The sequence below is a fragment of the Streptomyces sp. NPDC001536 genome, from assembly GCF_042894505.1.
Classification (GTDB): Bacteria; Actinomycetota; Actinomycetes; order Streptomycetales; family Streptomycetaceae; genus Streptomyces.
In genome coordinates this window covers 312,414-334,372 of sequence record NZ_JBIAVQ010000010.1, presented here as the reverse complement: position 1 = coordinate 334,372, position 21,959 = coordinate 312,414, and the positions used below count along the sequence as shown (strand labels likewise).

General features: G+C 71.2%; 21 protein-coding genes and 2 pseudogenes. 9 read left to right on the top strand and 14 right to left on the bottom strand.

The genetic code is table 11. The features are described 5' to 3' along the window. Nucleotides 1-40 precede the first annotated feature (40 nt). Nucleotides 41-718, bottom strand: coding sequence for a lipoprotein (locus tag ACFY0U_RS27640; protein ID WP_388640196.1), 678 nt, complete (start codon nucleotides 716-718; stop codon nucleotides 41-43). Between the two features lie 199 nt (nucleotides 719-917). Here ACFY0U_RS27640 and ACFY0U_RS27635 point away from each other — a divergent pair, with 199 nt between their 5' ends. Continuing rightward, nucleotides 918-1,619 (top strand): DNA polymerase beta superfamily protein, encoded by a 702-nt coding sequence (locus tag ACFY0U_RS27635; RefSeq protein WP_388640194.1) that lies wholly within the window; start codon nucleotides 918-920, stop codon nucleotides 1,617-1,619. Here the strand turns inward: ACFY0U_RS27635 and ACFY0U_RS27630 are convergent. After that, complete coding sequence (locus ACFY0U_RS27630) at nucleotides 1,592-1,885, bottom strand: hypothetical protein (RefSeq protein ID WP_388640192.1); 294 nt, start codon at nucleotides 1,883-1,885, stop codon at nucleotides 1,592-1,594. The genes ACFY0U_RS27635 and ACFY0U_RS27630 overlap by 28 nt on opposite strands. Nucleotides 1,886-2,124: 239 nt before the next feature. On the opposite strand from ACFY0U_RS27630, the gene ACFY0U_RS27625 reads away from it, so the two are divergent. Then, nucleotides 2,125-3,678: a methionine--tRNA ligase gene (locus ACFY0U_RS27625; RefSeq protein ID WP_388640190.1), complete on the top strand. Its 1,554-nt coding sequence runs from the start codon at nucleotides 2,125-2,127 to the stop codon at nucleotides 3,676-3,678. Between the two features lie 27 nt (nucleotides 3,679-3,705). Here ACFY0U_RS27625 and ACFY0U_RS27620 read toward each other — a convergent pair whose 3' ends face one another. From ACFY0U_RS27620 to ACFY0U_RS27610, 3 genes are all read right to left on the bottom strand, one after another. Next, on the bottom strand, nucleotides 3,706-4,881 hold the full coding sequence (locus tag ACFY0U_RS27620) for an alanine--tRNA ligase-related protein (protein ID WP_388640188.1): 1,176 nt from the start codon (nucleotides 4,879-4,881) through the stop codon (nucleotides 3,706-3,708). Nucleotides 4,882-5,114: 233 nt separating this feature from the next. Further along, complete coding sequence (locus tag ACFY0U_RS27615; RefSeq protein ID WP_388640187.1) at nucleotides 5,115-5,810, bottom strand: response regulator; 696 nt, start codon at nucleotides 5,808-5,810, stop codon at nucleotides 5,115-5,117. After that, nucleotides 5,795-7,078 (bottom strand): sensor histidine kinase, encoded by a 1,284-nt coding sequence (locus ACFY0U_RS27610; RefSeq protein WP_388640186.1) that lies wholly within the window; start codon nucleotides 7,076-7,078, stop codon nucleotides 5,795-5,797. The genes ACFY0U_RS27615 and ACFY0U_RS27610 overlap by 16 nt, the downstream gene beginning before the upstream one ends. Nucleotides 7,079-7,283: 205 nt before the next feature. On the opposite strand from ACFY0U_RS27610, the gene ACFY0U_RS27605 reads away from it, so the two are divergent. The 4 genes from ACFY0U_RS27605 to ACFY0U_RS27590 all read left to right on the top strand — a co-directional run bounded on the left by ACFY0U_RS27605 (nucleotide 7,284) and on the right by ACFY0U_RS27590 (nucleotide 11,623). After that, on the top strand, nucleotides 7,284-7,976 hold the full coding sequence (locus tag ACFY0U_RS27605; protein ID WP_388640184.1) for an ABC transporter ATP-binding protein: 693 nt from the start codon (nucleotides 7,284-7,286) through the stop codon (nucleotides 7,974-7,976). Then, nucleotides 7,973-10,330: an ABC transporter permease gene (locus ACFY0U_RS27600; protein WP_388640182.1), complete on the top strand. Its 2,358-nt coding sequence runs from the start codon at nucleotides 7,973-7,975 to the stop codon at nucleotides 10,328-10,330. The genes ACFY0U_RS27605 and ACFY0U_RS27600 overlap by 4 nt, the downstream gene beginning before the upstream one ends. A 98-nt stretch (nucleotides 10,331-10,428) precedes the next feature. Beyond that, a complete protein-coding gene (locus ACFY0U_RS27595) occupies nucleotides 10,429-11,124 on the top strand; it encodes a hypothetical protein (RefSeq protein WP_388640181.1) in 696 nt (231 codons plus the stop codon). Between the two features lie 46 nt (nucleotides 11,125-11,170). Further along, nucleotides 11,171-11,623 (top strand): flavodoxin family protein, encoded by a 453-nt coding sequence (locus ACFY0U_RS27590; RefSeq protein WP_388640179.1) that lies wholly within the window; start codon nucleotides 11,171-11,173, stop codon nucleotides 11,621-11,623. A 3-nt stretch (nucleotides 11,624-11,626) separates the two neighbouring features. Here the strand turns inward: ACFY0U_RS27590 and ACFY0U_RS27585 are convergent, their stop codons facing one another. From ACFY0U_RS27585 to ACFY0U_RS27575, 3 genes and pseudogenes are all read right to left on the bottom strand, one after another. Beyond that, nucleotides 11,627-12,151 (bottom strand): ATP-binding protein, encoded by a 525-nt coding sequence (locus tag ACFY0U_RS27585; RefSeq protein WP_388640177.1) that lies wholly within the window; start codon nucleotides 12,149-12,151, stop codon nucleotides 11,627-11,629. Nucleotides 12,152-12,522: 371 nt separating this feature from the next. Then, nucleotides 12,523-12,621, bottom strand: a pseudogene (locus tag ACFY0U_RS27580) (xanthine dehydrogenase family protein subunit M); the annotation flags it as partial. A gap of 112 nt (nucleotides 12,622-12,733) precedes the next feature. Then, entirely contained in the window at nucleotides 12,734-13,228 is a 495-nt protein-coding gene (locus ACFY0U_RS27575; RefSeq protein ID WP_388640175.1) for an FAD binding domain-containing protein, read from the bottom strand. Between the two features lie 150 nt (nucleotides 13,229-13,378). On the opposite strand from ACFY0U_RS27575, the gene ACFY0U_RS27570 reads away from it, so the two are divergent. Further along, nucleotides 13,379-14,020, top strand: coding sequence for a class I SAM-dependent methyltransferase (locus ACFY0U_RS27570; protein WP_388640174.1), 642 nt, complete (start codon nucleotides 13,379-13,381; stop codon nucleotides 14,018-14,020). On the opposite strand, the gene ACFY0U_RS27565 is transcribed toward ACFY0U_RS27570, so the two are convergent. From ACFY0U_RS27565 to ACFY0U_RS27550, 4 genes and pseudogenes are all read right to left on the bottom strand, one after another. Further along, nucleotides 13,996-14,808 (bottom strand): class I SAM-dependent methyltransferase, encoded by an 813-nt coding sequence (locus ACFY0U_RS27565; protein WP_388640172.1) that lies wholly within the window; start codon nucleotides 14,806-14,808, stop codon nucleotides 13,996-13,998. The two genes, ACFY0U_RS27570 and ACFY0U_RS27565, sit on opposite strands and share 25 nt — an antisense overlap. Then, nucleotides 14,787-15,713: a GNAT family N-acetyltransferase gene (locus ACFY0U_RS27560; RefSeq protein ID WP_388640171.1), complete on the bottom strand. Its 927-nt coding sequence runs from the start codon at nucleotides 15,711-15,713 to the stop codon at nucleotides 14,787-14,789. The genes ACFY0U_RS27565 and ACFY0U_RS27560 overlap by 22 nt, the downstream gene beginning before the upstream one ends. Before the next feature lie 43 nt (nucleotides 15,714-15,756). Further along, nucleotides 15,757-15,963: pseudogene (locus tag ACFY0U_RS27555) on the bottom strand (glycine/betaine ABC transporter substrate-binding protein); the annotation flags it as partial. Between the two features lie 75 nt (nucleotides 15,964-16,038). Next, nucleotides 16,039-16,347 carry a hypothetical protein gene (locus ACFY0U_RS27550; RefSeq protein ID WP_388640169.1) on the bottom strand — a complete coding sequence of 103 codons (309 nt, stop codon included), beginning with the start codon at nucleotides 16,345-16,347 and terminating at the stop codon, nucleotides 16,039-16,041. A 154-nt stretch (nucleotides 16,348-16,501) separates the two neighbouring features. On the opposite strand from ACFY0U_RS27550, the gene ACFY0U_RS27545 reads away from it, so the two are divergent. Continuing rightward, nucleotides 16,502-18,160 carry a hypothetical protein gene (locus ACFY0U_RS27545; protein WP_388640167.1) on the top strand — a complete coding sequence of 553 codons (1,659 nt, stop codon included), beginning with the start codon at nucleotides 16,502-16,504 and terminating at the stop codon, nucleotides 18,158-18,160. A 144-nt stretch (nucleotides 18,161-18,304) separates the two neighbouring features. Beyond that, nucleotides 18,305-19,963 carry a cellulase family glycosylhydrolase gene (locus ACFY0U_RS27540; protein WP_388640165.1) on the top strand — a complete coding sequence of 553 codons (1,659 nt, stop codon included), beginning with the start codon at nucleotides 18,305-18,307 and terminating at the stop codon, nucleotides 19,961-19,963. A 65-nt stretch (nucleotides 19,964-20,028) separates the two neighbouring features. On the opposite strand, the gene ACFY0U_RS27535 is transcribed toward ACFY0U_RS27540, so the two are convergent. Both ACFY0U_RS27535 and ACFY0U_RS27530 read right to left on the bottom strand, forming a co-directional pair. Continuing rightward, entirely contained in the window at nucleotides 20,029-20,811 is a 783-nt protein-coding gene (locus ACFY0U_RS27535; RefSeq protein ID WP_388640163.1) for a DUF899 domain-containing protein, read from the bottom strand. A gap of 189 nt (nucleotides 20,812-21,000) precedes the next feature. Continuing rightward, complete coding sequence (locus ACFY0U_RS27530) at nucleotides 21,001-21,891, bottom strand: SDR family NAD(P)-dependent oxidoreductase (RefSeq protein WP_388640162.1); 891 nt, start codon at nucleotides 21,889-21,891, stop codon at nucleotides 21,001-21,003. Nucleotides 21,892-21,959 lie beyond the last annotated feature (68 nt).

Genomic DNA, 21,959 nt, shown 5'->3' with positions numbered 1-21,959 from the left:
GCGGACCGGTCCGCCGCGCCGGAACGACCCGGACCGTCCGTCAGACGGTCTGGAGGGTCTTCTTCGCCAGTTCGAACGCCGGGACCATCTTCTCGTGCTCCTCGGTGTCCATACCGCCGAGGTGCACGACGACCGGGCCGTCCGGGGTGGCGACGGCGAAGGCGCTCTCCTTCTTCGTCTCGTCCAGGAGCTCGCTCGTGACGACGTACTCCACCTCGGCACCCTCGAGGTCGCCCGACGTGAACGAGCTGTACTTCGCCTCGCTCGCGCCGGCCTCGGCCGCGACGAACTCCTCCAGCACGGTGCGCGCGTCGTCGGCACCGGGCTCACCGGTCCAGATCCGCAGGAAGCCGACGTAGCCGGCCGGCTTGGCGTCGACCTCGCACGCGGCCGCGACCGGGCCCTGGCGCAGGACGGAGTCGAGGATCTCCTCGGAGATCTCGTCCTCGAGCTCGCCGGAATCCGTCGAGGAGGCCTTGTCCCGGGCGGCCGCAGATTCGATGACCGCGGAGTCGATGGCCTCCGCCTCCCAGTCCTTGGCGAGGTCGAAACTCACCGGCAGCTCACACGCCGAGCCGGCCGCCCCGATGCTGTCGCCGCGCTCGGCGACCTGACCGGCGCTCGCCGACGCGCTTGCGGACGACTTCGCGTCCTCCTTGTCGTCGGCGGCCTCCGAACAGCCCGCCAACACCCCCGCCAGCAAGGCCACGTAAGCCATCCGACGCCCTGCGTTCCCCGCCCTGACCAGCACTTCGCTGTCTCCCCTCGGTTTCAGGGCGCACACACTAGCCGAGGCCACCGGCAGCCCGTACCCGGGAGGTCCCTTCGTCGGCCCGGCACCGGGAAAAACCTGGTGACCGCATCCCCGCAGGTCAGCACAATGGAGCGCCGTACCCCCGATCCGAAAGGTGGCCGACGTGACCGTCCCGAACGTCCTGCTGTCCGGCATCGTCGGCTCCACCGCCTACGGTCTCGCCCACGAGGGCTCCGACGTGGACCGCCTCGGCATGTTCGCCGCACCCACCGAGTCCCTGCACGGCCTCCACGGGCCGAAGGAGTCCTACGTCAGCACGGCCCCGGACCGCACCCTGCACGAGGCCGCGAAGTGGTGCCGGCTCGCCCTGGGCGGCAACCCGACCGCCATGGAACTCGCCTGGCTCCCACCGGAGTTGTACGAGGTGCGCACCCCTCTCGGCGACGAACTGATCGGCCTGCGCACATCGTTCCTGAGCGCGAAGCGCATCCGGGACGCCTATCTCGGCTACGCCACCCAGCAGTTCCGCCGTCTGGAGAACCGGGCCGACCGCTCCTCCGCCGCGGACACCCCCGAGCGCACCGCGAAACACGCCCGGCACCTCAAACGACTGTGTCACCAGGGCCTGGAGCTGTACGCCACCGGCCACCTCACGATCCGCGTCGAGAACCCCGAGGAATACCGGGAGTTCGGCCGACGGGTCGCCGCCGACGCCTCGGAGGCACGCCCCCTGCTCGCGTACTACGAGAAGGCGTTCGACGAGACCCGCACGGTGCTGCCCGACCGCCCCGACGAGGCGGCGGTGGAGGCCTGGCTGCACCGGGTCCGCGCCCAGTTCTACGCCTCCGTCAGCTCCACGGGGTAGAGGTCGGTCCGGGCGACGACGGCGTCGCGCTCGTCCGCGAGGGCGGTGCGACGCCGGTCCGTCATGAACCCGTCGTACCCGTCCCGCGTGGCGAACTCGATCAACTGGATCTCGTCGGGTCGGCCCTCGCTTCCGTCGGCGCGGGCCCGCTGCACCACCCGCCCGCCGTGCTCGCCCAGCAGGGACAGCACCTTGTCCTCGTACGCGGCCAGCGCGGCGGCGGCGCCCGGCCGAGCCCAGAGCAACACACACAGTTGAACCGTCATGGCGCCCGACCTTAACGAAGAGGCCGTCCGGCCGGTCGGCCGGACGAGGCAAGCGAAAACCGGATGCCCGGCGACGGACCCCGTTGCTACCCTCGACCCCATGATCACGCCTACGCCTCAGCACCGCATGATGCCCCCGCACCGGGGCTGCTGAGCGCGCACGCGCACCGATACCGAGGCCCCCGGAACGGGGCCTCACGCGTTGTGCGGATCAGGTCCCGTCGCCGGCAGGAGGACCGATGACCGGACCACGGCACTACATCACCACGACCATTCCCTACGTCAACGCGCGCCCGCACCTGGGCTTCGCCCTGGAACTCGTCCAGGCGGACACACTGGCCCGGCACCACCGGCACCGGGGCGGACAGGTACGGCTGTTGAGCGGGACGGACGACAACTCCCTGAAGAACGTCCTCGCCGCGGAGGCCGAGGGCGTCGACGTGCGGGAGTTCGTCGACCGCAACGCCGACGCGTTCGCCGCGCTGCGCGACCCGCTCGCGCTGTCGCTGGACGACTTCATCCGCACCAGCAGCGATCCCCGCCACCGCGTCGGCGTGGAGCGGCTGTGGCGTAGCTGCGCGGAGTCCGGTGACCTGTACCGCAAGGAGTACGAGGGGCTGTACTGCGTCGGCTGCGAGCAGTTCTACACGCCGGACGAGCTCGTCGACGGCCGATGCGCCGAGCATGGCACCGAACCCCAGCTCGTCGCGGAGGAGAACTGGTTCTTCCGGCTGTCCCGGTACGCCGATCGCCTCCAGGAGCTGATCACCGCAGGCACCCTGCGCATCGAGCCCGCAGCCCGCCGCAACGAGGTCCTCGCGCTCATCGCCGGCGGGCTGCACGACTTCTCCGTCTCCCGCTCCCACACCCGCGCCCGCGGCTGGGGCATCCCCGTCCCCGGCGACCCCGAGCAGGTCGTCTACGTGTGGTGGGACGCCCTGGGCAACTACGTCACCAGCCTCGGCTACGGCACCGACGACCCCGCCTACGAGCAGTGGTGGGCGGCCGGGGACCGCCGTGTCCACCTCGTCGGCAAGGGCGTCGTACGGTTCCACGCCGTGTACTGGCCGGCCATGCTGCTGTCGGCGGGGCTGCCGCTGCCGACCGACATCCTCGTCCACGACTATCTGACCGTCGGCGGGCGGAAGATCAGCAAGTCGGGGAACGGGACGGCCGTCGACCCTGTCTCCCTGGCCGCCGCCTACGGCACGGACGCCGTCCGCTGGTGGCTGCTGCGCGACGTCCCCCGGGTCGGGGACGCCGACTTCACCACCGAGCGACTGATCGCCCGCGCCGACGCCGACTTCGCCGGCGGCCTCGGCAACCTGGTCCACCGGATCGTGACGATGGTCCACCGCTACCGCGGCGGGTCCGTGCCCGCACTGGGCACCGACCGGTTCGCCGTGGCGGGCCTGCTGGACGCATGCCGCGAGGCACCCGGCCGCATCGACGCCGCGCTGGCCGACTTCGACTTCCGCCGGGCCGCCGACGCCGCCTGGGACATCGTGGAGGAGGCCAACCGCTGCATCGACGCCACGCGCCCCTGGGAACTGGCCAGAGCGGAACGGCAGGGCAACACCGACGCGGCCGAACGCCTCGACGCGGTCCTGGCCGCGCTGGTCGCTGCCTGCCGCACCTTGGCCGACGAGCTACGGCCCTTCATCCCCGGCGCGGCGGAGCACATCGGACGCCGGGTGACGCCCGCCGACGGCACGCTCCCGGAGACGGAACCCCTCTTCGCCCGCCTCCAGGAGCCGGGGACGACCACGTCGGCGGGGAAGTTCCACGGGTAGCGGGGGTCGCGGTCGAGGTGGGGGAGTCTATCGGCGCAGGCCCTGGAGCCCGACGACGAGATCGCGGGGCAGGCCGTGGGTGTCATGGAGGTAGTGGTAGTCCTGGTCGCTCAACCGCCCTTGGAATTGCGGGCGGGAGAGGACCCGGCGGCCCCGGTCGAGGAGCTGGGTGAAGCGGCGCTCCTCGTCCTGGAGCACCTCCAGGACCGGTGGCGTGCCGCCGGGCAGACGGAAGTGGTCCAGGGTGTGCTCGACGAGCTCCGGCGGCAGGTCGGACAGGGTGCGGGTGGGATCGTGCTGCCAGAGGGTGGTGAGGATACGGCGGACCAGGCGCCGCAGGACGTAGCCGCGGCCGGTGGTGGACGGCCGTACACCGTCGCCGATGACGACGATCCCGGACCGCAGATGGTCGCAGACCAGCCGCAGTGACGGGGTCTCGTCCAGGTCCCACAGGGGCGGAAGCAGACGCGTCCAGGGTTCGAACAGGTCGGTGTCGTAGACCGAGTCGTGGCCCTGGAGGACGGTCACGAGGCGCTCCAGACCCATGCCGGTGTCGACGGAGGGCCGTGACAGCGGGGAGAGACTGCCGTCCTCGTGGCGGCGGTAGCGCATGCTGACGTGGTTCCAGACCTCGACCCAGCGCGGGTCGGTGGTGGGGGTGCCCTCCGGCGGGGTGTCGCCGGTCCAGAGGAAGATCTCCGAGTCGGGGCCGCACGGGCCGACGGGGCCGTTGGACCACCAGTTGTCCTCGCGGGTCCGCTCCACCGGCAGCCCCAACTCCTGCCAGGTGCGCAGGGATTCGGTGTCGGGGCCGACGTGGTCGTCGCCGCCGAAGACCGTGACGTACAACCGCTCGTCCGGGATGCCGAATCCGTCGGTCAGCAGCTCGTGTCCCCAGCGCAGGCTCTGGGGATGGCCGTAGTCGCCGAGCGACCAGGAGCCCAGCATCTCGAAGACCGTCAGATGCGTGGAGTCCCCGATCTCGTCGAGGTCGGTGGTGCGCAGACAGCGCTGGACGTTGACCAGGCGCCGGCCGTGAGGGTGCGGGCGGCCTTCCAGGTACGGGGTGAGGGGGTGCATGCCGGACGTGGTGAACAGCACCGGGTCCGAGGGCGGCGGCAGCAGGGTGCCGCCGGTGATGAGGTGGTGGCCGTGCTCGACGTAGAAGTCCGTGAAGGTGCGCAGGATCTGGTCCGTGTCCATGGCGGTGTTCCTTCGGGTCGGGGGACCGGAAAGAACCGCGGGAACAGGGAGGAAGTGGCGCACTGCACCGGCGGTCCGTTTCCGGCCGCCGGGGGAGAGGTGAGGTCAGGCTTCGGCAGCCGGGGAGCTGGTCGCTCGCGCGGCTGCGGTGTGGGTGTGCTCGATGACCTCCATGGATCAACGGTAACCGGCGGTGTCGGGGACGTCCTCCGGTTTTCCGTCCGTTCCGCTTTTCAGTCCGCTGCGCCCGGAGTGATCAGCCCGGTCTCGTACGCCAGGACCACCGCCTGGACCCGGTCGCGCAGATCCAGCTTCGACAGGATGCGGCCGACGTGCGTCTTGACCGTGGTCGGGCTGAGGAAGAGCCGGTCGGCGAGCTCGGCGTTGCTCAGACCCGTCGCCAGCAGCCGGAGCACCTCCGTCTCGCGCGGTGTCAGCTCGGACAGGTCGCGGTGCGGGCCGGGGGCCGGGCGGGCCTCCTCGCGGTGTGCGAAGCGCTCGATCAGCCGGCGGGTGATCGCCGGCGCGAGCAGGGCGTCCCCGGACTGCACCAGGCGTACGGCGGCCACCAGATGTTCGGGGGTGACGTCCTTGAGCAGGAAGCCGCTGGCGCCCGCGGTGAGCGCGGCGTACACGTAGTGGTCGAGGTCGTACGTGGTGAGGATGATGACCCGGGGGCCGGCCGCGCCCTCCTCGGTGAGGATGCGGCGGGTCGCCTCGATCCCGTCCATCCCCGGCATCCGGATGTCCATGAGGACCACGTCGGGCCGGGTGCGGCGGACCGCGTCGACCGCCTCCGCACCGTCGGCGGCCTCGGCGGTCACCTCGATGCCGTCCGCGGCGAGGATCATCCCGAAGCCGGTCCGTACGAGGGCCTGGTCGTCGGCGATGACGGCGCGCAGCCCCGGCCCGCTCACGCCGCCCGCCACGGGACGAGGGCCTTGACGCGGTAGCCGCCGGCGAGGGTCGGACCGGCGGTCAACTCACCGCCGTAGACCGCGAGTCGCTCCCGCAGCCCGATCAGTCCGCGGCCGTTTCCCTCCGCCCGCGGGGCGTCACGCACGGCTCCGGTGTCGATGACCTCGATCTGGAGGACCTCCTCGGCGTAGCCGATCGCGACCGAGGCCTCCGCTCCGGGCGCGTGTTTGATCGTGTTGGTCAGCGCCTCCTGCACGACGCGGTACGCCGTCAGGTCGATCCCGGGCGGCAGCGGGTCCGGCGGGAGCGAGACCGCGACGCCGACCGGAGTCCCGGCGGCGCGCACCCGCCTGATCAGCGCGTCGAGCTGTCCGAGGCCGGGCTGGGGTTCCAGGCCGTCGGGCTGTTCCATGTCCGGTGCGGCCAACAGGCCCATCACATGGCGCAGTTCGGCCATCGCGGCCCGGCCGCCCGCCTCGACCGCCAGCAGCGCTTCCTTCGACCGCTCCGGCGCCACATCCATCACCTTGCGCGCCGCCCCCGCCTGAATGACCATCACGCTCACATTGTGGGTCACGACATCGTGCAACTCGGCCGCTATGCGCGCCCGTTCCTCCTCCACGGCCCGGTGCGTCGCCTGCTCCTGGTCCCGCTGGAACCGCGCGAGCCGCTCCCGGTCGGCCGACAGACGCCGTCGCCAGTAGCGGACGAGTCCGGCCGTCACCCCCGCGATCAGCAGGACCACCGCCGGGCTCGACCACCCCGGCAGGATGGGCTCCGTCTCCCGGAAGGCGAAGCCGGCCAGCACGGCCGCGAAGACCATCGCCGCCGTCGCCACCGTCCGGTGCCGGCTGTGCATGACGGCGCTGTACGCGGCGATGACGCAGGTCAGCACGTTGATCCAGGAGGCGTCGTCACCGATGGCCAGCACCGCGGTCATCAGCACCGCGAACGCGGCGAGCGGGAACCTGCGCCGGGCGGCGAGCGGCAGCGCGGAGAGCACGATCAGCGGCCAGGGCGGGGAGTACGTCTCGTCCGGGACGAACCGCGGTCCCGGCGGCACCGGAGGACGGGGCAGGTCCGGCGCCCCGTACTCCACCTTCCCCAGGCTGGCCGGCCCGTCGCCGGGATAGCGCGCCGCCACCACCAGCGCGACCACGGTCAGCAGCACCGCCAGGACGACGTCGGCACTGAGCGCACGCCGCGACAGCGGGGTACGCCTCGGCTCCGGCCGCACGGCCGCGCCCACCTGACGCAGCCAACGGTTCACGGTCTCCATCGGCACATTGTGGGGCCCGGGCCGGCGCGGCCGCGTCCGCCTTTGAGGCAGGCGAACCGTCCTGCGGGCGTACGTCGCAGGGATGACCCCGCGATCGGGTCCTCCGCGGGAAGGGCCCCAGGTCGGTGCCCCGGGCGACGCGGCGCACCGGCCCGCGCCCCTACCTTCGCTGAGCCTGAGCCCCTTCGACGCGAGGACCGACCCCATGACTCATGTGATCGAACTGACGGGCGTGGCCAAGCGCTACGACAGTGCCGGCGCACCCGCGCTCGGACCGATCGACCTCGGCGTCGCCCAGGGCGAGGCCCTCGCCGTCACCGGACCCTCCGGCAGCGGCAAGTCCACCCTGCTGAACCTCGTCGCGGGCCTCGACAAGCCCACCACCGGCACCGTGACCGTGGCCGGACAGCACGTCGACCGGTTGAGCGAGCACGCGCTGGCCCGCTTCCGCCGCGAACGGATCGGCATGGTCTTCCAGTTCTTCAACCTGCTCGACGACCTCACCGTCGCCGACAACATCCAGCTGCCCGCCCAGCTGACCGGCACCTCCCGCCGCAAGGCGGCCACCCGGGCCGGGGAACTCATGGAGGTGCTGGGCATCCAGAAGCACGCCCGCGCCTACCCCGGGCGGCTCTCCGGGGGCGAGCGCCAACGGGTAGCGGCGGCCCGGGCGTTGGTGAACCGGCCCGCGCTGCTGCTCGCCGACGAGCCGACCGGCGCCCTGGACAGCGCCTCGGGCCAGGACGTACGCGAGCTGCTGGTCGACCTGCACCGCGGCGGGCAGACCATCGTGCTCGTCACCCACGACCTCGCCCTCGCCGAGGCGTGCGCGAGCCGCACGATCCACCTGGTCGACGGTCACCTCGCCCTCGACACCCGGACGGAGGCCGTGCGATGAGCGCCCTCGGCCGGGTCGTACGGTCCGGGGTCGGGCGGCGCCGGGTGCAGACCGTGGTGATCGCCCTGGCCACGATGATGGCCGTGGCCTCCGCGGTGGTCGCGGGATCGCTCATGGTCGCCACCAACGCCCCCTTCGACCGCGCCTTCTCCCGCCAGCACGGGGCCCATCTCACCGCCGAGTTCGACCCCGCCAAGGTGAGCACGGCCCAGCTGACGGCCACCGGCCGGCTGGAGGGCGTCACTGGGACGTCGGGGCCCTACCCGTCCGCGACGATCCACGGCGTGGACGACCAGGGGCGGAAGACACCGGCGATGACACTCGTCGGCCGGTCCGAGCCGGGCGGCGACGTGGAGAAGCTGGACCTCAAGTCGGGCCGGTGGCCCACGAAGAGCGGCGAGATTGTGCTCTCGGAGTCGTTCGAGGGCCCCGCCTTCAAGCTGGGTTCCACTCTCAAGACCTCGGACGCCGCCACCGGCCCGACGCTCACGATCGTCGGCTTCGCCCTGTCCGTCGGCAAGACCGCCGACGCCTGGGCGACACCCGCCCAGGTCCAGGCACTCGGGTCGAAGGACACCCCGGTCACGAGCCAGATGCTCTACCGCTTCGACTCCGCCGACACCAAGGGCCAGATCGCCGCCGACCGCAAGAAGCTCGCCGCCGCCGTGCCGTCCGGGGCGCTCCTGGGCAGCCAGTCCTACCTGGACACCAAGCGTGCCGCCGACCGGAACGCCGCCCCGACGATCCCGTTCCTCATCGCCTTCGGCGTGCTCGGCATCGTCATGTCGGTGATCATCGTCGGCAGCGTCATCAGTGGCGCGGTCGGTACCAGCCTGCGCAGGATCGGCATCCTCAAGGCCATCGGCTTCACTCCGCGCGAGGTCGTCCGCGCCTACATCGCCCAGGCGCTCCTCCCGGCCGGCGCCGGTATCGCGCTGGGCGTCGTCCTGGGCAACCTCATGGCCCTGCCGCTCCTGGAGGACACCGAGACGGTCTACGGCACGGTCTCGCTGACGGTCGCCTGGTGGGTGGACGTCCTGGTGGCGGCCGTCGCCCTGCTCGTCGTCGGGATCGCGGCGCTGGTCCCCGCGCTGCGGGCCGGCCGGCTGCGGACCGTGGAGGCCATCGCCGTCGGCCGGGCACCCCGCACGGGACGCGGCCAGTGGGCGCACCGGGCGGCGGGCCGGCTGCCGCTGCCGCGCGCGGTGACCTACGGTCTGGCCAGCCCCTTCGCCCACCCGGTCCGCACCCTCGCGATGCTGCTGGCGGTGGCCTTCGGCACGGTCGCGGCGACCTTCGCGCTGGGGCTGACCTCGTCGCTGAACGAGGTGGCGGCGGCCGGGGACCCCGAGAGCCGCAACGACGTGAGCGTCTTCGCGGGCGGTCCCAGCATCGGCAAGGGCGAACACGTCCCCGCACCGAACACCCCCACCCCCACACCGGCCGACCCGGCGAAGGTGCGCGCCGCCATCGAGGCACAGTCGGGCACCGCCCTGTACTACGGCGTGGCCCAGGAGGAGGCCACGGTGCCCGGGGTCTCCGGCACGGTCCGGGTCACCCTCTACGACGGCGACTCGAGCTCCGGCAGCTACGCGATGATCTCGGGCCACTGGATCACCGGCCCCGGCCAGGTCATCGTCTCCTCCCACTTCCTGGAGACCACCGGCACCGAGATCGGCGACACCGTGCGGGTGACCGCCGGCGAGGACAAGGCCACCCTGCGCATCGTGGGCGAGGCCTTCGACACCTCCGACGACATCCTGGAGATCCACGCGGACATCGCCGACTTCCCGGCCGTCACGCCCACCGAGTTCCGGGTCGATGTGAAGGCGGGCGTCTCCCCGGCCGAGTACGCCGGGAAACTCGCCGCGGCCGTACGGCCTCTGGGAGCCGACGCCTTCGCCAACTCCCCCTCCGAGCAGGACAACCTCCTCATCGTCCTGAACGCCATGGCCGCGCTCCTCACCCTCATGCTCGTCTCCGTGGCCGGACTCGGCGTCCTCAACTCCGTGGTCCTCGACACCCGGGAGCGCGTCCACGACCTGGGCGTGTGCAAGGCCCTCGGCATGACCCCGCGCCAGACCGTGAGCCTCGTGCTCGCCTCGGTGGCCGGCATCGGCGTTCTCGGCGGACTCGTCGGGGTGCCGGCCGGATTCGCCCTGCACGGCTTCGTGCTGCCGGAGATGGCGGAGGCCGCGGGCACCGGGCTGCCGCCGTCGGTCCTCAAGGTGTACGACGCTCCCGAACTGGTCCTGCTGGGCCTGGCCGGGGTCGGTATCGCCGTGCTGGGCGCGCTGCTTCCGGCGGGCTGGGCGGCCAAGGCCCGTACGGCGACGGCGCTGCGCACGGAGTGACCGACCGTCTCATCAGCACAGTTTCATTACGAGAACTCCACATAAGTGCCCCCGTGGGTGATCATTGAGCACTCAACAGCACCATCCCTGGGGGGACCATGAGCCACGACAGCACTCCGCCGCCCATGCCGGGCTACACCCCGCCGCCCGCGCCCGGCTACCTGCCGCCGCAGCCGCCCCAGCGCCCGAACAGGACCACCACGGTCCTCGTCGCCGCCGCGGCCGCGGTGGTGGCCGCGTCCCTCGCCGCCGTCGTCACCGCGAGAGTCGGCGGCGACGGCGAGGCCGAGGCGGCGCCGACCGTCACGGTCACCGAGACGGTGCCGGCCGAATCCGGTGACACGGTGGCGGACACCGGAGCCGACGAGCCCACGGAGGAAGCGGCCGCGGAGGAAGCGGGCGAGGACTCCTACGGGTTCGACGACACGATCGTCTACGACAACGACGTGGAGATCAGCCTCTCCAAGTTCTCCCGCGCGGTCTCCAGCGACTACGCGGCCCCCGAGAACACCCCGTACGCCAAGTTCACGATCAAGATCGTCAACCGGTCCGACAAGAAGGTCGACGCCGGCATGATGACGGTGAACTGCGCCTACGGCGACGAGGGCAAGGAGGGCGAGGCCATCTACGACGACGGACTCGACGGTCTGCCCGACACCAGCATCCTCGCCGGCCGGTCCCTCTCCGTGCCCTGGGGATGCGAACTCCCCAAGGGGGAGAGCTTCCTCCAGATCGAGGTGGCGCCCGACTACGAGTCGGAGACCTCCATCTTCACCGGAGAGGTGAAGAAGTAGCCGCCGCGTTTGCGCGCGACGCGGGGCCGACGGCAGGGTTCGGGGTGTGGCTACTTTGCTGATCGTGCATCACACCCCCTCGCCCAACTGCCAGGCGATGCTGGAGGCCGTCGTGTCCGGCGCCACCGCGCCGGAGATCGAGAACGTCCAGGTCGTCCGGCGGGCCGCGCTGGCGGCCACCGCCTCCGACGTACTGGCCGCCGACGCCTATCTGCTGGGCACCCCGGCGAACCTCGGCTATATGTCCGGTGCCCTCAAGCACTTCTTCGACCAGGTCTACTACCCGTGCCTGGACGAGACGCGGGGCCGGCCCTTCGGCTACTACGTGCACGGCGGCAGCGATGTCACCGGAGCGGTGCGCGGCATCGAGTCGATCACCACGGGCCTCGGCTGGCGGCGCGCGGCGGACGCGGTGACGGTCACCGGAGAGCCCGGCAAGTCCGACACCGAGGCCTGCTGGGAACTGGGCGCGACCCTCGCCGCCGGGCTCATGGTCTGATCCTCAGTTCTTGAGGGCCTCCGCGATCCGCGAGGCGGCCTCGCCCGGCGTGATGTGCGTGGTGTCGACGACCTCGGCCTCTTCGTGCAGCCAGGTGCGGGCCGCCTCGGCGTAGGGCTCCAGGTATCGCAGGCGGAACGGGGAGTTCGGGCCGAGCACCGTGTCGCCCGCGATACGTCCGCGAAGGGTCTCCTGGTCGGCGTGGAGCACGAAGTGCCGTACCGGAATGGCGTGTTGGACGAGGCCCGCGCTGATCTCACGCCAGTACCGCTCGACCAGCACGGTCATGGGGATCACCAGAGTGCCGTCGGTGTAGTCGAGGATGTGGCGTGCGGTCTCGACGACGAGTGGTCGCCAGGGCGGCCAGTGCTGGAAGTTGTCCGTCGCGGGCAGCCCCGGCGAGATGTCCATGAGAGTCTCGCCGACCTTCTCGGCGTCGAACACCCGTGAATCCGGGATCAGTTGCTGCACGAGCGGACTGGTCGTGGTCTTGCCCGCCCCGTGGGTGCCGTTGAGCCATACGATCATGGGCCCACGCTAGCGCCGCACGGGACGGGGGCGGGGCCGACTGCCTCGATCAGGTGTCACCGCGTGGCCGTAGCCCTCGGCGAACTGGTGCGCTAATTTGAGCTCCACGTCACAGGTGGACGGTCGCCCGTGGTGAGCGCGGGAGGTTCTCGTTGACCCCGGCACAACTGCGGGCCTAGTGGGTGCCCGTCAACCGGAGGTGGTCGCGCAGGAAGTGGACGAGCAGCAGCCGCCCCTCGATCTCCCGGGTGACCTCTTCCCCGTTGACGTTCATGGTGACCTGCACGAGGGATCACGCCTCCTGTCCGGTGGCAGGCCTCGGCGGCCATGTCCCCGGCCCGGGCGTACAGCTCCTCTCCGGGCTGACGTCCCCGCAGCGCCTCGGCGATACCGGGGATACCGGCGGTGTTGGGGCCGACGGCGGCGAGCCCGACGCGGGCGTCGGTGACCATCCCGCCCTCCAGCCACACCGCGGCTCCGGCCGAGACGACCGCCCAGTCCCCGGCCCGCCGCTCCACCTTCTCGTACGCGCTCGACCTGCCCGGCCGCACGGGGAAGCGGATCTCCGTGAGGATTTCCGCGTCACCGACCGCGGTCTCGTACGGTCCCGCGATGGAAGTCCTCCATCGGCACGAGCCGTTCGCCGCCGAGGCCACGGATCACGCACACGGCGCCGAGCGTGGTGCACACGGCGGACAGGTCCTCGGACGGATCGGCCTTGCACAGGGAGCCGCCGAGCGTGCCCCGATTCCGTACGACGGGATCCGCGATGACCCGCTCGGCGTCCCGGAAGATCGGGAAGGCGGCGGCGAGTTCGTCGGACTCCAGCAGTTCCCGGTGGCGGGTCATGGCGCCGATCCGGATCGCGTCGGGCCCGACGCGGAGGTAACCGAGCTCGCCGTGCAGCTCGTTGATGTCGATCAGGTACTCGAACTCGGCCAGCCGCAGTTTCATCATGGGGATCAGGCTGTGTCCGCCGGCCACGATCCGCGCCGTGTCGCCCAGCCGGTCCAGGAGCGTGATGGCTTCTTCGACGCTGTGCACCCGCTGGTACTCGAACGGGGCGGGAACCTGCATGGGCGCAATCCCCCTGTCTCGCCCGGGACTTGGCCGGGCTCGTCGGGCGCTGTGTGCGGCCCATTGGGCCCGGGGTGCCGACGGGTATCAACGGCTGGTTAACCGTTCACTTAAGTCGCCCACGGGGCCCGGAATGGCATGCTGGACCGCATGGGCGATCACGCACACCATGACTCGGTACGCCGCAGCTACGACACCGTGGCGGAGGAGTACGCGACTCGCCTCCACGCGGAACTCGAACACAAGCCGCTGGACAAGGCGTTGCTCGCCGCCCTGCTGGAACAGACGGAGCCGGGCACCACGATCGGCGACCTGGGCTGCGGTCCCGGACATGTGGCGGCCTGGCTCGCCGGGAAAGGCGCGCACACGGTCGGCATCGACCTGTCGCCAGGCATGGTCGCGGTGGGCAGGCGGCGGTTCCCGCAGGTGGAGTTCCGCGAGGGCGATCTGCTGGAACTACCGGCGCGGGACGCCGAGTTCGGCTCCCTGGCCGCCCTCTACACGATCATCCACCTCGACCCCGGTGAACTCCACCGCGCCTTTGAGGAGATGGCGCGGGTCCTGCGTCCTTCGGGCCTCGCCCTCCTCTCCTTCCACATCGGCGAGGAGATCCGGCACGTGGACGAGTGGTGGGGGCACAAGGTGGACGTCGACTTCCGCTTCCTCGACCCGGCGCGCATCGCCGAGCTGCTGGAGACGGCCGGCTTCACCGTGGAGATGAGCCTGGAACGCACCCACTACGCCCACGAGGTGGAGACCCGCCGCGCCTACCTGCTGGCCCGCCGCACCTGACACGTCACGACGGGCTGGTAGTACCCGGTGGACTCGGCTGCGTGCCAGACGACGTCCGCGAAGCCCGCCTCGGTGAGGAGGTCCGTCAACTGCGGGCGGGACAGCGCCCAATAGGTGGTCCGGCGTCGTCGGACCGTCCAGTCGTCCCCGGCGGGGATGAGCTGGAAGTGCTCCAGGTCGTAACGCTCACCGTCCTCGTGCCATTGCCACAGCTGAAAGGTGATCGCCTGACCGTCGGGCGTGTGGCTGACCTGAGGCGGGGTCGAGACGGGTCTGGTCCGCCGGATCTCGTCGTAGTCCCGCAGGGTGAGCACCAGCAGACCGCCGTCGCGCAGCACCCGCCGCATACTGTCGAGGGCGGCCGTGACGTCCGGTGCGGAGAGCAGATGCGGGAGTGAGTTGTCGGCGCAGACGACCGCGTCGAAGACAGAGGTGGCGAACGGCAGTCGGCGCATGTCCCCGGCGGCCGTCGGAAGCCCGACGCCCCGCGCGGCCGCCTCGGTCCCGGCGCGAGCGGCGGCACGGGGGCTCAGATCGCTGCCGACGACCCGATGTCCGGCTCGGGCCAGCCCGATCGCCTGTGTGCCGATCCCGCAGGAGCAGTCCAGGACACGCCACGGCCCCTCTCCCAGCCGGTGCCGGACGAGCGGGTCGAGCGCCGCTGCCTGGCGGGACATGCTCGCGTCCCAGTCCGGGAACATCAGGTGGTAGTCGGCGGCCAGGTCGTCGTAGAAGCCCCGAGGGGAGAACCCGCTTGCGTCGCCGCTCAGTTCAGCACCGCTTCCCATGTGTCGACGGCGAAGTGAAGGGTCATTCCGTTACGTCCGTACAGCTCGGGAGCGCCGGTGGCGTTGGCCGTGTCGACGCCCAGCCCCACGGTGTCCCGCCCCCGCGCGGCGAACGCGCCGAAGGCATGCCGCAGCAGCAGTCCGCCCAGACCCTGCCCCCGGGCCTCGCGCAGTACTCCGATGCTGCGGATCCACCCCATCGCCTCCCGGTCGTCGCGGGAGATCAGGAACCCGGCGTCCCCCGACTCCTCGGTGCCGGCGATCCACACCAGCGACCAGTCGAGGAGTTCCGCGTCGACGTCGTGCAGCCACTGCTCGTACGTGCGCGGCTGGAAGTCGAAGTGCTCGGCGAACGAGGCCTGGTAGAGCCGATGGACGCGCTCACGGTCGGCATCCGTCGTGCACGGGCGTATCCGTACCCCGGCGGGCAGCTCGGGGGCGTGGTCGCGCGCCGGGTCCAGCGGGCGTCGCAGCACGTGGTAGCGGCGTACGACCTGCCAGCCCCGTGCCTCGATCAGTGAAGTGTCGAGCGTGGGCTCGATGTTGAGATGCAGATGCACCACCGCCCTCGCCGCGCCGTTCTCCCGGGCCTTGGCGACGGCCCTGGTCTGCATCGCGTCCAGGAGCAGCTCGCCCGCCGGCTGATGGTCGGGAAGGACGTAGTGGTCGATGTCGATACGCTCGTCCCCGGAGTCGTCCCACAGCAGCCCGTACGCCACCAGCAGGTCCCCGTCGAAGGCCAGCCAGGAGTCGCGCTCCAGGTCGATGTCGGGCCGCTTCAGATCCGCCTCGACGGTGTGCAGATCGGTCTCGCGCCGGCCGATCTCGATCTCGTCGACGGTGTTGAGGAGTTCGGTGACGGCGGGGGCATCGGCGAGCAGGGCCGGGCGCAGGACGTAGGACATGAGGGCCAGGGTGCTGTGGGGCGGGCGGGGGCCGCAACGGGTTTTACCGTCCGAGCCAGGCCCTGACCTTGTCGGGATCGGCCTCGACCCACTTCTTCCCGGCCGCCTCCGGTGTTGTCTTGTCCAGCGCGATGCAGCGGGCGACGGTGTTCTGGTCCTCGTGGCTCCAGCGGAAGTTCTTGACCAGGGCGTACGCCGGGCCGCCGGACTTCGCGAACCGGGTGCCGACGATCGTGTCGAGGCCGAACACGGCCGGTGGGACACCATCCGCACCCGTGCAGCGGCGCGTCCCGGGCCGTCGAGGCGGGCAGGACCAGCGGAACGATCATCGCGCGATGCCCGGTCTCCACCGCGATCCGCGGCGCGACGCCCAGGGCGTGGCCAGTTCGCGCGAGGTGATGGTGTCGCCCGGCGGACGCGGATGCTCCGCGGGCAGCATGACGTGCATCTCCTGCTCCGGGTCGACCACCCGCACGTAGACCCTCGGACGCGCCCGATGGCAGTCACCCAGCAGGTGCGCCGGCGGGTCCACCGAAAGGATTGTCTGCGACACGATGTCGAGCCGCCCGCCGCTCAGCACCATTGAACCGGCCGTCGCCAGATCATCCCGCAGCACCTGCTGGGCGGGCTGCACCAGCGCCTCGCCCGCCGCGGTGAGGACGACACCGTGCCGTAGCCGGTGAGAGAGCTCTCCGTCGAACTCCCGTTCCAGAGACCGGATCGCAGGGGAACAAAACACCCTGTAACGTCACCGTCCTCAGACCGGCTCGTGTTGGGGGGGAACCCGCATGGACTACTACGACCTCGGCACTCACGGACGTACCGTGACGACCTCGTCCCCCGAGGCCCAACTGTGGTTCGACCGCGGTCTCGTGTGGACGTACGCCTTCCACCACGAGGAGGCCGTCGCCTGTTTCGAGGCCGCCGTGCGGGCCGACCCCGACTGTGCCATGGCGTACTGGGGCATCGCGTACGCGCTCGGCCCCAACTACAACAAGCCGTGGGAGTTCTTCGACGGAGAGGACCTCGTACGGACCGTAGAGCGCACCCATGCCGCGGTGGAGCTGGCCCACGAGAAGGCGCAGACCGGTGCCACGCCCGTCGAGCGGGCCCTGATCGGCGCGCTGCGCAGCCGGTATCCGCAGGCGAAGGCCGTCGAGGACTGCTCGGTGTGGAACGCGCCGTACGCCGACAGCATGCGCGCCGTCCACGAACTCGCCCCCGACGACCTCGACATCGCCACCCTGTACGCCGACGCCCTGATGAACCTGACCCCTTGGCAGCTGTGGAACCTCAGGACCGGTGAACCGGAGGAAGGCTCGCGCACCCTGGAGGCCAAGGCGGTGCTGGACCGTGCGGTCGCGACGGACGCCGGCGCACGCCATCCGGGCGTGCTGCACCTCTACATCCACCTGATGGAGATGTCCCCGACGCCCGAGGCAGCGCTGCCCGTCGCCGACCGGCTGCGCGGGCTGGTCCCCGACGCCGGTCATCTCCAGCACATGCCCACGCACCTCGACGTACTGTGCGGCGACTACCGGAGGGTCGTGTCGGACAACAGCGCCGCGATCGTCGCCGACGAGAAGTTCCACGCCCGGTCCGGGGCCATGAACTTCTACACCCTGTACCGGTCGCACAACTACCACTTCAAGATCTACGGCGCGATGTTCCTCGGCCGGTCCAGGGTCGCCCTGGACACCGCCGCCGAGCTGGAGGCCTCCGTCCCGGAGGAGCTGCTGCGCGTGCAGAGCCCGCCCATGGCCGACTGGCTGGAGGGCTTCCTCGCCATGCGGGTGCATGTGCTGATCCGTTTCGGCCGCTGGACCGACATCCTCGAACTGCCCCTGCCCGCCGATCAGGAGCTGTACAGCGTCACGACGGCGATGCTGCACTACGCCCGTGGCGTCGCCCTGTCCGCCACCGGCCGGATCCCCGAGGCCGAGGCCGAGCGCGTCCTGTTCCGCGAGGCGGTGGACCGGGTGCCCGAGACGCGCATGCTGTTCAACAACACCTGCGCCGACATCCTCGCCATCGCCTCCGCGATGCTCGACGGTGAACTGGACTACCGCAAGGGCGACTTCGACGCCGCGTTCGCCGCGCTGGAGCGGTCCATCGCCCTCGACGACAACCTGCCCTACGACGAGCCGTGGGGATGGATGCAGCCCACCCGCCACGCCTACGGCGCCCTCCTCCTGGAACAGGGACGGGTCACGGAGGCCGAGGCGGTCTACCGCGCCGACCTGGGGCTCGACGACACGCTGCCGCGCGCGGTGCAGCACCCGGGCAACGTGTGGGCCCTGCACGGGTTCCACGAGTGCCTCGTACGCCTCGGCAAGCCGGGCGAGGCGCAGATCGTGGCGCAGCAACTGAAGATCGCCGTCGCCCTCGCGGACGTGCCGATCGAGGCGTCGTGCTTCTGCCGCCTCGACACCGGCTGCTGCTCCTGATCGTCGTTGATCGAGCCGCCGAGGCGCATTGCGGCCACGCATGCGCTTTCTCTTGACGTGTACTCGGCATGATGGCTTCATGGGAGCGCTCCCATCCCCTTTTCCCCAGCCTGAGTTTCTTGGCGCTCACTCCCTGGAGTCGCAGTGAGAAGAACAAGAAGCACAACGAGAAAGAGCCTCCTGGCCCGTCTGGTGACCGTCCTCCTCGGCCTCGTCGTCATGGGTGCCCTGTGCCCGGCCGCGGCCCTGGCCCAGGCCGAACCGCCCGGCACCCAGGCCACCGGCCTGCACATCAGCGACGGCAGACTGCTCGAAGGCAACGGCAACGACTTCGTGATGCGCGGCGTCAACCACGCCCACACCTGGTACCCGAACGAGACGCAGTCGCTGGCCGACGTGAAGGCGCTCGGCGCCAACACCGTACGCGTCGTCCTCGCCGACGGGCACCGCTGGACCGCGAACAGCGCGGCGGACGTCGCCAACGTTGTCAGCCAGTGCAAGGCCAACAAGCTCATCTGCGTCCTGGAGGTGCACGACACCACCGGATACGGCGAGGAGGCCGCGGCCGGCACCCTCGACCAGGCGGCCGACTACTGGATCGGCCTGAAGAACGTGCTCGCCGGCCAGGAGAACTACGTCATCATCAACATCGGCAACGAGCCCTGGGGCAACACCGACCCCGCCGGCTGGACCGCCCCCACCATCGCCGCCGTCAAGAAGCTGCGCGCCGCCGGCTTCGAGCACACGATCATGGTGGACGCGCCCAACTGGGGACAGGACTGGCAGGGTGTCATGCGCGCCAACGCCCAGTCCGTGTACGCCGCCGACACCACCGGCAACCTGATCTTCTCGATCCACATGTACAGCGTCTTCGACACGGCGGCGGAGATCACCGACTACCTCAACGCCTTCGTCACCGCCGAACTCCCTCTCGTCATCGGCGAGTTCGGCGGCCCCGCCGACCAGTGGGGCGACCCGGACGAGGACACCATGCTGGCCACCGCCGAGCAGCTCGACCTCGGCTATCTGGCCTGGTCCTGGAGCGGCAACACCGACCCCGTCCTCGACCTGTCGATCGGCTTCGACCCCAGCCGGTTGAGCGCCTGGGGGCAGCGGATCTTCAACGGGGTCAACGGCATCGCCCAGACGTCGAAGGAAGCCACGATCTACGGCGGCGGCACCCCGGGCGACACCCAGGCGCCCACCACCCCCGGCACCCCCACCGCCTCCGCGGTGACCGCCACCTCGGCGACCCTGTCCTGGACCGCCTCCACCGACAACGTGGGGGTCGCCGGATACGACGTGGTGCGGGTGACCGGCGGCACCGAGACGAAGGTCGCCGCCTCCACCACCAACTCCGTCACGGTCTCCGGCCTCACGGCCGAGACTGCCTACACCTTCGCCGTCTACGCCCGTGACGCGGCCGGCAACCGCTCGTCCCGTTCGGCCACGGTGAACGTGACGACCGACGACACCCCCGCCGGCACCTGCGCCGTCGGCTACCGCGTCGTCGGGGAGTGGCAGGGCGGATTCCAGGGCGAGATCACCATCCGCAACACCGGGACGACTGCCGTCAACGGCTGGACCCTCGGCTTCTCCTTCGCCAACGGCCAGACCGTCTCCAACATGTGGGGAGGCACGCCCACCCAGAACGGCGCCGCGGTGAGCGTCAGCCCCGCGTCCTACACCGCCACCATCCCCGCCGCCGGCTCGGTCACCGTCGGCTTCATCGGCACCAAGGGCACGACCAACACGGCCCCGACCGCGTTCACCCTCAGCGGGAGCACCTGCACGACCGCCTGACCGGACACCTGGCCGACCGACCGGCGGGGCGCTGCCCTCGCCGGTCGACGTCGGCCGGTGACGCGTCAGTGGTGGTGCCCGCGCCGGCCCAGGGTCTCCACGGGGGTCGCGCCGGGGCGGGTCCACTGCGGTACCGGGCGACCGGTCGGGCCCCAGGTGGGGTTGCCGTCCGCGTCCGAGCGCCAGGACCAGCAAGGGCCGCGCCCCTCGGGCCAGCCCTCAGGGTTGTCCTCCCAGGCCTCGCCCCGGCCGTAGGGCGTCATGTCGAGCAGCCCCAGGGAACCGTTGACCCGCTCGTTGCCACGGCCGGTCGTGGAGTAGGTGAGGAACACACGGTCGCCGTCGCGCAGGAAGCTGGTGAGGTACCCCATCTCCCCGCCGGCCGGCCCGTCCACGTCCCGCACCGAGTACCAGGGCTGGGTGTACCCCATGAACTCGACGTAGGGGGCCACCTCGTCCCACGGCCCCGTGGTCACGATGGCGAACGAGACGTCCCGGGCGTTGAGATACGAGGCGTCCTGGAGATGCCAGGCCGTGGTCGTGCAGCCCTCGCACTGCCCCTGGTGCGGGGCGCCGTCGTACCACATGTGCTTGTAGACCACGAGCTCGTCGCGCCCCTGGAACAGATCGAGGAACGGGACCGGCCCGTCGGCGCCGACGACCTCGACCGCCCCGTCGAACTCGACCATCGGCAGCCGCCGCCGGGCCGCGGCGATCGCGTCGCCCTCACGCGTGTGCGCCTTCTCGCGGACCAGCAACTCCGCACGCGCCGCCTCCCAGGTCTTGAGATCGACGATGGGCGGCTTGCCGGGGAGGTCGCCGCTCGCGTGGCCGGGCGTGTTGGTCATGGTGTCCTCCGTGGTGTCTCGTCCCGGGCAGCGTCGTACGACGTCCCACGACGCTCACGAGAACAGACTCGCGGCAGGGCCGGAACTCATCGCGGCAGGAGGGACCGCGCCATCCCCGCGCTCACCCCGACGCCGCATTGCCACTACGAGGACGATCAACTCCGGGCACCCCTTTCCCGCCCACACCGGTCAGTCCGCCCGCCGGGTGAACCGCTCCACCGCCTCCCACAGCTCGCGTTCGCGCTCGGGGTCGTACGACTCCGCTGACGACCGGGCAACGTCGCCGCGATCGACGTACTCCCCGCTCGACGTCGGCGTCTCGCCGAGCGCCACGTCGGCCAGGTACCGCCCCGCCGTGCCGAGGCCGGTCGCGAACGGGGTGAGGGTCGCCGCCGGAAGGATCCACCGCATCGCGAACCGGGCGACGGCGCCCGCGTCGCGGGCCAGAGCGGTGCCGGGGACGAATCCCGGGTTGAAGGAGACGGCGTCGATTCCGGGCGGCAGCCGGCGTGCGTACTCGTGCACGAGGTGGATGGCCGCCAGCTTGCTCGTGGAGTAGGCGGTACGGCCGCCCGCCGCGGTCTCCGGGTGGGCGAAGGCGCCCGTGCGGGCGAGGATCTCGGGGGACCGCCAGACCGGGCCGGGCACCATGCCCAGGTTGTGCCGGAAGTCGCCGAAGTGGGTGTCGCTGACGGTGAGCACGATCCGGGAGGGTGCGACGAAGCAGTCCTCCAGCAGCCGGACGAAGAGGTGATGGGCGAGCACATTGACCGTGAACGTGGCCTCGAAGCCGTCGGGGCCCGCGGTGAGCGCGTTCGTGTACTGCACGCCGGCGTTGCCCACGAAGCCGCGCAGCGGCGGCAGTTCGCCGCGGTCGAGCCGGTCGCGGATCTCCAGGGCGGCCGTGCGGACGCTCTCCAGCGAGGCGAGGTCCGCCGTGACGGAGCTCGCGCCGCCCAGGTCCATGGGCTCGCGGGCGACCACGAGGAGATGGGTGTCCGGCGACCGGCGCAGGATGTGCTCCGCGGCGACGCGTCCGATACCGCGGCTCGCGCCGGTCATGACGAGGGTGGACTTCATGGGGAGCCCTTTCCGTAGCGTGCCGCCCACGCTCGTCGCTCCCGTCGTCCCGGGGCAGTGCCGCGCCC

Bases quoted from the DNA above. Each gene is read 5' to 3' on its own strand.
- ACFY0U_RS27610 (WP_388640186.1), bottom strand. From the start codon at position 7,078: ATGGAGACCGTGAACCGTTGGCTGCGTCAGGTGGGCGCGGCCGTGCGG.
- ACFY0U_RS27605 (WP_388640184.1), top strand. From the start codon at position 7,284: ATGACTCATGTGATCGAACTGACGGGCGTGGCCAAGCGCTACGACAGT.
- ACFY0U_RS27530 (WP_388640162.1), bottom strand. From the start codon at position 21,891: ATGAAGTCCACCCTCGTCATGACCGGCGCGAGCCGCGGTATCGGACGC.
- ACFY0U_RS27620 (WP_388640188.1), bottom strand. From the start codon at position 4,881: ATGGACACGGACCAGATCCTGCGCACCTTCACGGACTTCTACGTCGAG.
- ACFY0U_RS27640 (WP_388640196.1), bottom strand. From the start codon at position 718: ATGGCTTACGTGGCCTTGCTGGCGGGGGTGTTGGCGGGCTGTTCGGAG.
- ACFY0U_RS27630 (WP_388640192.1), bottom strand. From the start codon at position 1,885: ATGACGGTTCAACTGTGTGTGTTGCTCTGGGCTCGGCCGGGCGCCGCC.
- ACFY0U_RS27625 (WP_388640190.1), top strand. From the start codon at position 2,125: ATGACCGGACCACGGCACTACATCACCACGACCATTCCCTACGTCAAC.
- ACFY0U_RS27600 (WP_388640182.1), top strand. From the start codon at position 7,973: ATGAGCGCCCTCGGCCGGGTCGTACGGTCCGGGGTCGGGCGGCGCCGG.
- ACFY0U_RS27570 (WP_388640174.1), top strand. From the start codon at position 13,379: ATGGGCGATCACGCACACCATGACTCGGTACGCCGCAGCTACGACACC.
- ACFY0U_RS27565 (WP_388640172.1), bottom strand. From the start codon at position 14,808: ATGGGAAGCGGTGCTGAACTGAGCGGCGACGCAAGCGGGTTCTCCCCT.
- ACFY0U_RS27575 (WP_388640175.1), bottom strand. From the start codon at position 13,228: ATGCAGGTTCCCGCCCCGTTCGAGTACCAGCGGGTGCACAGCGTCGAA.
- ACFY0U_RS27595 (WP_388640181.1), top strand. From the start codon at position 10,429: ATGAGCCACGACAGCACTCCGCCGCCCATGCCGGGCTACACCCCGCCG.
- ACFY0U_RS27535 (WP_388640163.1), bottom strand. From the start codon at position 20,811: ATGACCAACACGCCCGGCCACGCGAGCGGCGACCTCCCCGGCAAGCCG.
- ACFY0U_RS27560 (WP_388640171.1), bottom strand. From the start codon at position 15,713: ATGTCCTACGTCCTGCGCCCGGCCCTGCTCGCCGATGCCCCCGCCGTC.
- ACFY0U_RS27545 (WP_388640167.1), top strand. From the start codon at position 16,502: ATGGACTACTACGACCTCGGCACTCACGGACGTACCGTGACGACCTCG.
- ACFY0U_RS27585 (WP_388640177.1), bottom strand. From the start codon at position 12,151: ATGATCGTATGGCTCAACGGCACCCACGGGGCGGGCAAGACCACGACC.